Origin of the sequence: Nocardiopsis sp. TSRI0078, assembly GCF_001905145.1 — a bacterium.
In the GTDB taxonomy this organism is placed as follows: Bacteria; Actinomycetota; Actinomycetes; order Streptosporangiales; family Streptosporangiaceae; genus Nocardiopsis.
In genome coordinates this window covers 1-10580 of record NZ_LWLB01000015.1, presented here as the reverse complement: position 1 = coordinate 10580, position 10580 = coordinate 1, and the positions used below count along the sequence as shown (strand labels likewise).

Here is a 10580-nt window from a genome sequence, read left to right as displayed (position 1 = left end):
GGTTGAAGGAGTCGGTGTCGTAGGCGGGGCGGGTGTGGTTGCCGGTGTCGAACTCCGGCCGTCCCGGTCCCGGCGTGCCGAAGCTCCCTCGGTCGTGGGTGCCGCTGTCGTGGGAGGGCCGCCACCGCGTTCCGGTGTCGTGGGCCGACTCCGAGAACGCGCGGTAGCCGCCGGTCAGCGGATCGGACGCCTCGCCCGCGGGACGTGGAAGCGGGTCGCCGCCCCTACCGGCCCCCGACCCCGGTGCCCCGCCCGGTCCGCTCTGGCCGCCGCCGAAGCCCAGGTCCGAGCGCTGGTGCGCGCCGGTGTCCATGCTGGACCATATCGGCGAGCCCACGTCCGAGTCCGGCGCCGGGGCCGAGGGGCGAAAGCCCGGGTCGAGCGGGTCGGCGGGCGGACGCTCGGACCCGCCGGGAAGCCCCGTGTGGTCCGACCGGCTCATCGCCGCGCTGTCGTAGGACGTGCGGTCGCCGAACGGGTCGCGTGAGCCGGAGGAGGTCCCCAGCGGATCGCCGTGTGAGGGGGAGTAGGAGGATCCGGGCGACCACGACCCCGAGCCGAGGGGGTCGTCGGAGGGCGGGGCCGCCGACGCGGAGGCCTGTGAGGGCTGGGGGAGCTCCGGGGCGGGCCGGGCCTGCTGGTCCGGAGGCGCAGCGGTGCGCTCCTCCCGCCTCGGGGACGGCGCGGACCCGCCGTGCGCTCCCTGCCCGTGGCGTCCCCCCGGTCCGGACTCGCGCTCCTCGGAGGCCTGTGGGCCGCTGCTCTGCCCGAGGCTGGCCAGCAACGCCAGGTCCGCGGAGGGGTCGCTGTTCCCGCCGTCGGCCGCGGGCAGGACCGTCGTGGCTCCGGGAGGCCCGGACTCCTGGTCGTCGTAGTCCTCGTACCCGTCGTCGTAGTCGTCGTCCTCGTACGCGGTGACGTTGGGTGCCCCGCCCCCGAAACCGTCCCGGGGCTCCGAGGAGCGCCGTGCCGGGCCGTCCTCGCTCAGGCTGGACCAGAAGTCGTTGTCGGACAGGGAGTCGGGGTCGTCGCCCCAGTCGTCGTCCTCGCGCTTGCGCCTGCCCTTGGGGCGCCGCTCCGTCCTGCCGCCACCGTCCTGCCGCGACCGGCGGGCACGCCCGCGCGGAGCCGGTTCCCCGTCCCGGCCGCGGCCCCGTCCCCGGCCCCGTGGCCGGTCGTCGGCGCCTTCGGCGTCCGCGTCCTCGGCGTCGTGGTCCTCGGCGTCGTGGTCCTCGTACTCGTCGTCGTAGTCGTCTTCGCGGGAGCCGATACTCAGCGAGCGCATGCCCAGGAGGAGGAGCACGAGAACGGCGAGCACGACGATGACGGCGATGATGATGATGACGGTTACGGTCATGTTGTACGCACTACCTTGGGGAGGTCGGCCGCGCCCGGATCGCACCGGAGACCGACAAAGCCGGTCGAGGGGAGGCGGTGACCGCCTGGTTCCGCGGTGGACCGGTGTGTCCGACCTGCATGGATGGGAGGATGCAGGAGGTCCGGTGCGGTTTCGGGTCAGGGCGCCACGCGGCGAGTGAACGGGTATCGGTCATCTGAAATGGGGCGAGGGGCACAGGCCCACTGTATGCGTTGTCGTGCGCTGTGTGCAGAGGGAGAAGGGAGCTTCCTCGGGCAATCCCGGCGGGCCCGCGACCACCGGTTCGTCCGTGTTCCGGCGGGGGCGCGGCTCCCGTGACGACCTGCCTCACTCGCTGCTCGTGACCAGGGTTCCACGTGCGACGGCCTGGTCGGCGATGGCCTCCAGGGACTGGTTCAGCGGGGCGCCCTCCGGAAGGCCCAGCGGGCCCTTGAGCGCGTACACGGTGAAGCGGTACTCGTAGGCCTCCCCGGGCTCGGGGCAGGGCGCGCTGTAGGCGGACTCGCCGACACTGTTCCGGCCCTGCTTGGCGTCGGCGGGAACGGTGTTCTGGCGCAGCTCGACCAGCTCCGGGTCCAGGTCGTAGACCACCCAGAACACCTGGGCCTCCTGCGGGTCGTCCACCACCAGCGCGATCGAGCCCGCCTCGTCGGGCAGCCCCGACCAGCTCAGCGGCGGCGAGTACGCCGCCTGGTCCTCTTCCCCGTCCCCGGCGCCCTCTCCGGCACCGTCTCCGTCGGTTCCGCCGTCCTCGCCCGTCCCGCCGTCACCGGAACCCCCGCTGTCCGCCACGTCCTCGTCGGCGCCGTCACAGGAGTAGGCGTCGGGGAGCGGCTGCCCCTCCTGCATCAGCGGACTGGTGACGTTGATGTCGTCGGGCATGTCACCGTTCTGGCCGGGGGAGAGGATGCCGCAGCCCGTGGTCAGGACCAGTGCGGCGGCCCCCGCCGCGACCGCGCCCGCGCGCGTGCCGGGGGGCGTGTGGGCCGAACAAGGCGCACCGGTGATCCGGGGGAAGGAGAGGGCCGGGAACAATGGGACTCCTGCTGGACTTTCGGGCCGTGGAGGCGCAACTCGCTGTGACCACCGGCGCGGTGCTCGGGAGACACCCGGTGCCGGGCTCGGTGGAGAACGCACGGGTGCCGCCACGGGCACCGCGAACACGTTCCAGAGCGAACCCTACTGTGGTCAGGAGGGCCTTCGGTCTGCCGTCGCCGCTTGGGGCCTCCCGGGCGCGGGCCCCGCTCCGTTCAGCCGGGAGAGAAGCGGGAAAGTGAGGACCGCGCGACCACGGGCGTCCGTCCGCGCGATCGGTGATCATGGGGCGGTGCGGTTCTCCATCCTGGGGCCCCTCCTGGTCCACGACACGACCGGGCGGCCCGTACCCATCGGCGGCGCGCGCCTGCGCACCCTGCTCTCCCTCCTCCTGCTCCGCCCCGGCCGGCGGTTGACCACCGAGGAGCTCACCGACGCGATCTGGGCGGGAAGCCCGCCCGCGGCGGCGGGCAACGCCCTGCAGGCGCTGGTCTCCCGCCTGCGTCGCGCGCTGGGCGAGGGCGTCGTGATCGACGGCGACGCCTCCGGGTACCGGCTGGCCGTCGACCCCGGCCAGGTGGACCTGGTCCGGTTCGAGACCCTGGTCAGGCAAGGACAGGCCCACCTCGCCGAGGGCAGGCCCGCCGACGCCGCCGACGACCTGGAGGGGGCGCTCTCCCTGTGGCGGGGGCCGGCCCTGGCCGACCTGACCGCGCACGGCCTGGCGGAGGACACCGCGCTGCGCCTGTCCGAGACCCGCGGCGCCGCACTGGAGGACCGCCTGGCGGCGCTGGTCGACCTGGGGCGGTACACCGAGGCCCTCCCCGAGGCGGAGGCCCTGGCCCGCCGCGCCCCGCACCGTGAACGCCCTCTGGAACTCCTCGTACGGGCCCTGGCCGCGACCGGCCGCACCGCCGACGCCCTGGCCGCCTACGACCGCTTCCGCACCCATCTCGCCGACGAACTGGGCCTGGACCCCTCACCCCAGTCGCGGGACCTGCACCTGAGACTGCTGCGCGGCGAACTCGACGCGCCCCGTCCGGCGGACGCGGAACCCTCCCCGGAGACGACCGGACCCGCCGGCGCGCCCGCCCCGCCCCTGCGCCTGCCGGACACCCTGACCAGCTTCGTGGCGCGCGAGGCCGAGGTGGACACCACCGTGGACCTGCTCACCCGGGGGCGCCTGGTCACCCTGCTCGGGCCCGGCGGGGCGGGCAAGACACGCCTGGCGATCGAGACCGCCTCCGCCCTGGCCGCCCGCGCACCGCACCTGCTCACCCGCGGCGGCTGGTTCGTCGAACTCGCCTCCAGGACGGCCGCGGACATTCCCCAAGCCCTGTCCAGCGCGCTGGGACTGCGCGAGCACGCCGTGATCCAGGCGCGGTCCACCGGCTCCGCCACCGCCCCGACCCTGGAACGGGTCGCCTCCTTCCTCGGCGACCGCCCCGCCCTCGTCGTCCTGGACAACTGCGAGCACCTCGTGGAGGAGGCCGCCCGCACCGTGGCCCCGCTGCTCGCCCGGTGCCCGGGCCTGCGGATCCTGACCACCTCGCGCGAACCCCTGGGCGTACCCGGCGAACAGCTCATGAACGTCCCCTCCCTCGCCCTGCCCCCGGAGGGCGCCGCCGCCGAGAACGCCGCCGCCTACCCCTCCGTCATCCTGTTCGCCGAACGCGCCGCCGCGGTCCGACCGGACTTTCGCCTCACCCCCGACAACGCCGCCCACGTCGTCCACGTCGTCCGGGAGCTGGACGGGATGCCGCTGGCCCTGGAACTGGCCGCCGCCCGCCTGCGCTCCATGACCGCCGCCCAGCTCGCCTGCCGGCTCCGCGACCGCTTCCGGCTCCTCACCGGCGGGACCCGGTCGGCGCTGCCGCGTCACCGCACCCTGCGCGCCGTCGTCGACTGGAGCTGGGACCTGCTCGACGAACCCGAGCGCCGACTGCTGTGCCGCCTGTCGGTCTTCGCCGGCGGTGCGACCCTGGAGGCCGTCGAACGTGTCTGCGCCGATCCCGGAGCCGAGGGCACGGTCGGCGGCCACGACGTGTGGACCGTCCTGTTCAGCCTGGTCGACAAGTCACTGGTGACCGCGGAGAACCCGCCCCGGGACGACATGCCGCCCCGCTACCGGCAGTTGGAGACCGTGCGCGCCTACGCGGCCGAGCGCCTGGCGCACGGAGGGGAGGAGGAGCGCGTCCGCGACGCGCACGCCCGCCACGTCCGCGACCTGTGGCGCGAGGCCGACCCGCTGCTACGCGGACCCCGTCAACGGGAGCTGCTCGCACGCCTGGACGCCGAGGCCGACAACTGCGGCGCGGCCGTGCGCTGGGCCGTCGACCGCCGCGACACCGCTCTCGCCCTGGACCTGGTCGAGTACACCCAGTGGTACTGGACCCTGGGCGGGTCCTGGCGCCAGCTCAACGGGTGGGCCGACCACGTCCTGGACATGGTCGGTGACGACGTGCCCGAGGGGCGCGCCGTCGCCTACGCCAGCTGCCTGTTCCACCGGGCCGTCGACGGGACCCTGGAGCACGGGGCCGTGACGAAGCGCCTGCGCCGGGTCGAGGCCGTCCTCGACGAGGCGGGGGAGCGGGCCGAGGAGCACCACATGCTGGTGTACGTCCTGGTGTACGGAGCGCTGGTCGAGGGGCGGGGGCGGGTGGGACCCGCCTACGACCGCCTCGCCGCGGCGATGGACCAGCCCGGCCCGTGGATGCGCGCCATGGTGCGGCTGCTGCTGTCCCTGCTCGACGCCGTCTCCGGGCACGTCGGGCCGTCCAGGGACAGGGCGAGCGCCGCACTGGAGGGGTTTCGCGCGTGCGGGGACACCTGGGGCGAGTGCCAGGCGCTCGCCCATCTGGTGGACGTGCACCGGTTCGACGACCTCGGGCGCTGCCGCGAACTCCTCGACCGGGGAGTGGCCAGGACCGAGGACGCGGGGCTGCGGGGGATGGCCACGATGTTCCGGGTCCGCCGGGCCCAGGTCCTCACCGACCTCGGCGACCTGGAGGCGGCCTACCGCGACCTGCGGGCGCTGTTCGGCTCCGATGCCCCGGTCGAGAAGGAGCACATGGTGCTGCTGAGGCTGAGCGAGGCCCAGTGGCTGCGTGAGACGGGCGACCTGGCGGCGGCCCGTGAGGTCCTGGACCGGATCGGGGCCGACCTGGCCGGCCTGGGCGGGTTCTCCCCGGTCTACCTGGAGACGGCCTGGCGGGCCATGTGCGCGATCGTCTCCTGGAGGTCGGGCGGAACCGACGAGGCGTGGCGGGAGGCCGGACGCGCGTGGTGGCTGGCCACACGCGGCCTGGGACCGGTGTGCGCCGAGGTCCTGGACGTGTTCGCCATGATGCTGGCCGAGGGGGAGCCGCGCCGGGCGGCCCTGATGCTGGGGCGCTCCGAGGCGCTGCGCGGCGTGCCCGACACCGCCACCCCGTTCGTGGTGCGGACCCGGCGGCACGTGCGCGGCGCGCTGGGTGGGGAGGAGTACGACCGCCTGGTCGCCGAGGCACGCGACGACGACGCCGACCGGATCCGGCGGCTCGTGGACGAGTGGCTGGCCCCGATCGTGCCCGACACCGGGCCCCGCAGGGAGAACCGGTACTTCTGAGCCCCCGGTGCCCCGAGGCGCGGAACACGTCCGGGGGCGTCCCCCGGTCGCCGCCTCCGAGGAGCGGGGACACCCGCGCGCCCGTGCGCGGGCGGGGCGCCGCCCCGGCGGGTCCGGCCCGGGGCGGCGCGTCACGGGTGCGGCCTCAGCCGGCTCAGGTGCGGCGCCGGTAGGCCCACACGGCCAGCGGGAAGAAGACCGCGGTGATGATCGCGGCCCACACCATGGTCCACAGGACCGGGCCCGCGGCCTCGCCCGTGCCCAGCATCAGGGCGCGCATGGCGTCCACGACGTGGGTGACCGGGTTGTTCGACGCCACCGCCTGCAGCCAGCCGGGCATGTCGTCCGGGGAGACGAAGGCCGAACTGCTGAAGGTGAGCGGGAACATCAGGATCATCCCGAACGCCTGCACCGCCATCGGGGTGCGCACGACCATGCCGATGAAGGCCGACATCCAGCACAGGGCGAAGGCGAACAGCAGCACGAGGGCGGCCGCCACGGCCACGCCGACCGCGCCGCCCTCGGGGCGGAAGCCGATGACCATGCCCACCAGCAGCACCATCACCACGGTGATCGTGTACCGGGCCAGGTCGCCGAGGATCGCCCCGGTCAGCGGGGCCGAGCGGGCGACGGGCAGGGACCGGAACCGGTCGAAGATGCCCTTCTCCACGTCCTGGCTCAGCGAGAAGCCCGTGCCCAGCGTGGCGAAGATGACCGACTGGGCGATGATCCCGGGCATCAGGAAGTCGCGGTAGGTCTGCCAGTCGCCCATCATCGCCTGCCCGAAGACGAAGACGAACAGGGTCACGAACATGACCGGCTGCAGCATCAGCCCGAAGACCTCTTCGGGGTTCGCCTTGATCTTCAGGACACTGCGCCAGGCCAGCTGGAGTCCGTTCTGCACGGTGGTCAGCGGGGTGATCCGCGCCGGGGCACCGGGCCCGCCCCCGGACCGCGCCGACCGTGCCGTAGCCGTCACGGTGCTCATGCTCTGGTCCCTTCGTTCGCGGTGTCGTCCGCGGCCTCGTCCTCGGCGGCGTGCCCGGTCAGGGCGAGGAACACCTCGTCCAGGCTGGGCTTGCGCAGCGACAGCTCGGCGACCGCCACGCCCTGCTCGTCCAGGCGGCGCACCACCTCGGGCAGCACGCCCGAGTCGGTGACCGGGACACTGGCGAGCAGCCCGTCGGAGGTGACCGGCGTGCTGGTGACCGCCTCGATGATCTTGGTGGCCAGGGGCAGCTGGTGGCCTTCGACCGTGCGCAGCTCCAGGACCTGGTCGCCCGCCTGGCTCTTCAGCTCCTCGGGCGTGCCCCGGCTGATCACCCGGCCGTGGTCGAGCACCACGAGGTCGTCGGCCAGCCGGTCGGCCTCCTCCAGGTACTGGGTGGTGAGCAGGACGGTCACCCCGTCGTCGACCAGCCCGCGCACCACGTCCCACAGGCCGTTGCGGCTGTGCGGGTCCAGGCCGGTGGTCGGCTCGTCCAGGTACAGCAGCGCCGGGCGGCCCACCAGGCTCGCGGCCAGGTCCAGCCGTCGGCGCATGCCGCCGGAGTAGGTCTTGGCGGGGCGGTCGGCGGCGTCGGAGAGCTCGAAGCGCTCCAGCAGCTCGGCGGCGCGGGCCCGGGCGCCGGTCCGGCCAAAACCCAGCAGCCGGGCGATGAGCACCAGGTTCTGGGTGCCGGTCAGGTCGGCGTCGACCGCCGCGTACTGGCCGGTCAGTCCGATCAGGCGGCGCACCTCGTGGGGCTGGCGCACCACGTCGAACCCGCCGACCTCGGCCCGGCCCCCGTCGGGGCGCAGCAGGGTCGCCAGAATGCGCACCGTCGTGGTCTTGCCGGACCCGTTGGGCCCCAGAACGCCCAGCACGGCCCCCGTCCTGGCTGTCAGGTCCACACCGTCCAGGGCCCGCTTGCCCTTGAACTGCTTGACCAGGCCCTCCGCGCGGATGGCGTCAGTCATAGATCCTCCATGTGCAGCGTCTGCCATCAAGTGTGACGAACCGGTCTGACAGAACGCTGACAAAATCCTCTGTACCGGTACGGACCGTTCCCGAACATGGGAGGACGGGGGCGCCGGGGACCGAAGCCCTAGACTCGGGCGGGTGATGAACACCCCGCCGCACGACGCCGCCCCCGGTTCCGGCCCCGGAGGGGCACCGGAACCGCCCGGACCCGACACGGAGGAGACCGCACGCCTGCGTCCACCGCTGCACCGCGTGAGCGGACGCGCGATCGGGGTGTGGACCGTCCGCCTGCTGATCGCCAGCGTGTTCACCTTCGCCCTGGTCTGCGCGGTCGCCTGGGGCGCCTCGTCGCTGGGCTGGGCGTGGATCCCGGCGTGGGCGCGGGACAACGCCTGGCTGCTGCCGGTCGCCTACACGGTGTACGCCCTGTTCAAGGTGGCGATCGTGCCCTCCTGGCGCTACCGGGTGCACCGCTGGGAGGTGGCCGACGACGTCATCTACACCAGGACGGGCTGGGTCAGCCGGTCCTGGCAGCTGGTCCCGGTCAGCCGACTGCAGACGGTCGACCACACACAGGGATGGCTGGAGCGGATGTTCGACGTGGCGACGCTGGAGGTGCAGACCGCCTCCTACGCCGGGTCGTCCACGATCGAGGGGCTGGACGAGGAGGAGGCCCGCCGCCTGAGCGAGGAGCTGGCCGTGCGCGCCGGAGCACTGCGGGACGACGCGACCTGATGGACGGACACGACGAGAACCACAGGTGCCCGGACGACCCCGGCCACAGCGGCTGGGTCGCCCCCGGCGGCGCCCCCGGGGACCTCCCCGGCGGCCCCGCCGCAGGCGCGTGCCGGGGGCCGGCGTCCGGCCCCGCCGGAGAGGGGCCGCCGCCCGGGGGCGGGCCGCCGCACGAGGACCCGCGGGACGCGGGTGGGCGGTCCGACGCCCCCCGCGAGTGGTGGGGCGGGCAGGAGGCGGGGGCTCCGGCCCCGCCTGCGGCCGGGCACGTGCGCCGGCTCAGCCCGCGGAGCATGGTCGTCGGCCCGATCAACCAGCTCAGGGGCCTCCTGCTGCCGATCGCCGCGGGCCTGGTGGTCGGCGGCTTCAACGCCTGGGTGCTGGCCGCCACGGGCGCGACCGTCGTGGCCCTGCTCGTGGGCGGGTTCGTCACCTGGAGGACGACCCGCTACGAGGTGACCGGTGACCGCCTGGAGATCCGCAGGGGGCTCGTCCGCCGCTCCCGGCGCACCATCCCGCTGGAGCGGGTGCGCGGTGTGGACGTCACCAGTACCCTGCTGCACCGGCTGCTGGGCGTGGCCGTGGTACGCATCGAGGCCGCCGCGGGATCGGCGGGCGCCACCGAGGACGGCAAGCTCGACGCCGTGGAGACGGCCGAGGCCGACCGGCTGCGGCGGGTGTTGCTGCACCGCCGGGCGGTGCTCACCGGCCGGAGCCCCGGAGCGGACGGTGAGCCCCTCGCGCAGGACGCGCCGACGGGCACGGCGGAGGAGCACGAGGGTGCTCCGGCGCCCTCGGAGGACGACACCGTCACCCACTTCACCATGCCGCGCTCGTGGTACCTGTACGGGGTGTTGAGCCTGGGCTACCTGCTCACACCCTTCGCGGTCCTGGCCACCCTGTTCGGCATGGTCCAGCAGGCGGCGGGCGAGGTGTTCGCCGACCACGTCGTGGACTGGGTCACCGGCTCCGACCGCGGGTTCCTGATGGTGTCCGCGGTGGTCTTCGCCGGTGCGCTGGTGCTGCTGATGCCGGTGTTCGCCGTGGTCTCCTACTCCCTCACCCACTGGGGCTTCACCCTCAAGGAGCGCGACGGCTCCCTGGTCGCCGAGCGGGGTCTGTTCACCCGGCGCAGCGTGACGCTGGAGAAGCGCCGCATCCGCGGGTACGAGCTCCTCGACAACCCGCTCGAACGCACGCGCCGCACGGTACGGCTGCGTGCCATCGTCACCGGGCTGGGCGACACCGCCAACCGCGCGGTGCTGCTGCCGATCGGCCGCCGGGAGAGGGTCGAGGCGGTCGTGGACCGGGCGCTGGCCCTGTACCGGGGGCGACTGGACCGCCACCCGCGGGCGGCCCTGTACCGCCGCCTGACGCGTTCGGTGGGACCGTTCGCGCTGGCCCTGGGGGCCGCCCTGGCCCTGGACCTGACGTGGCCGGCCTGGGTGTTCGGGGGCCTGGTGGTGCTGGGCGCGCTCGTGGGGGTGGACCGGTACCGCTCCCTGGGCCACGGCTACGACGGCGAACGCGTGAGCGTGCGCTCGGGCTCCCTGCGCCGGAGCCAGGCGACGGTGGAGCGGTCGGCGGTGATCGGCTGGACCTGGACCCAGACCCTCTTCCAGCGCCGCTCCTCCCTGGCCGACCTCCAGGTCACGGTCGGCGCGGGCGCGGGCGGCTACACCGCCCAGGACGCCTCGCTGGCGGGGTCGGTGGCCTTCGCCGCGCGCGTCACCCCCGAGATGGTGCGCCCGTTCCTGGTCGGCGCCGAGCCGTCCGGCCCGGGGAACCGGGAACGGGAACAGGGCTGAGACACGCAAGCAGGAGGGGCGGCCCGCTCCCGGTGAACTGGTCCCCAGAAGTTG

Annotated in this window: 7 protein-coding genes; 3 read left to right on the top strand and 4 right to left on the bottom strand. The window is 74.3% G+C overall.

Going from position 1 to position 10580, the window contains the following annotated elements; genetic code table 11:
- A partial coding sequence (locus A6A08_RS27980) for a hypothetical protein (protein ID WP_073702908.1) occupies positions 1-1357 on the bottom strand: 1357 nt, incomplete at its 3' end.
- Between the two features lie 348 nt (positions 1358-1705).
- The gene (locus A6A08_RS13285) at positions 1706-2413 is read right to left on the bottom strand and encodes a YbhB/YbcL family Raf kinase inhibitor-like protein (RefSeq protein ID WP_073702907.1); all 708 of its coding nucleotides are present in this window, start codon (positions 2411-2413) and stop codon (positions 1706-1708) included.
- A gap of 292 nt (positions 2414-2705) precedes the next feature.
- On the opposite strand from A6A08_RS13285, the gene A6A08_RS13280 reads away from it, so the two are divergent.
- Positions 2706-6020 (top strand): BTAD domain-containing putative transcriptional regulator, encoded by a 3315-nt coding sequence (locus A6A08_RS13280; protein ID WP_073702906.1) that lies wholly within the window; start codon positions 2706-2708, stop codon positions 6018-6020.
- A gap of 154 nt (positions 6021-6174) precedes the next feature.
- Here A6A08_RS13280 and A6A08_RS13275 read toward each other — a convergent pair whose 3' ends face one another.
- Together A6A08_RS13275 and A6A08_RS13270 are read right to left on the bottom strand one after the other, a co-directional pair.
- Entirely contained in the window at positions 6175-7008 is an 834-nt protein-coding gene (locus A6A08_RS13275; protein ID WP_073702905.1) for an ABC transporter permease, read from the bottom strand.
- A complete protein-coding gene (locus A6A08_RS13270; protein ID WP_073702904.1) occupies positions 7005-7979 on the bottom strand; it encodes an ATP-binding cassette domain-containing protein in 975 nt (324 codons plus the stop codon). The genes A6A08_RS13275 and A6A08_RS13270 overlap by 4 nt, the downstream gene beginning before the upstream one ends.
- A gap of 145 nt (positions 7980-8124) precedes the next feature.
- Between A6A08_RS13270 and A6A08_RS13265 the strand changes: the two genes are divergently transcribed.
- Together A6A08_RS13265 and A6A08_RS13260 are read left to right on the top strand one after the other, a co-directional pair.
- Entirely contained in the window at positions 8125-8718 is a 594-nt protein-coding gene (locus A6A08_RS13265) for a PH domain-containing protein (RefSeq protein ID WP_083609101.1), read from the top strand.
- A complete protein-coding gene (locus tag A6A08_RS13260) occupies positions 8718-10526 on the top strand; it encodes a PH domain-containing protein (RefSeq protein WP_073702902.1) in 1809 nt (602 codons plus the stop codon). Before A6A08_RS13265 ends, A6A08_RS13260 begins: the two co-directional genes overlap by 1 nt.
- Positions 10527-10580: the final 54 nt, after the last annotated feature.